General features: G+C 46.3%; 1 protein-coding gene. It reads right to left on the bottom strand.

Annotated elements, in window-relative coordinates; genetic code table 11:
- Positions 1-257 (bottom strand): helicase-exonuclease subunit AddB family protein (locus AC6UDF_RS07310; protein WP_500724221.1); only part of this gene is annotated, 257 nt, incomplete at both ends.

Genomic DNA, 257 nt, shown 5'->3' with positions numbered 1-257 from the left:
CAACGACAGTCGTCAGCGTACTGGTCGGTCATAACCTTAGTTCCACTTTCCCGAGCGTACTGGTACAACTGATGATAAAGTCGTCCTGAGCGTAAGAAGAACGCCGAATTATCCGGCATTTCGTTTGGATAAGCATGGTCGAGGTTAAGGTCAATCGTGATGTCATTAGCCTTATCAATTAGGGTCTTGACGATCTCAAGTTCTTGGGCCGAAAACTGCGAAAAACCACTGATGTAGAAGTGCATCTGGGACAAATC

Source organism: Fructilactobacillus sp. X2R6C1, assembly GCF_059901295.1.
Note: the sequence above shows the minus strand (reverse complement) of the source record. Positions and strands in the feature narration are given on the sequence as shown.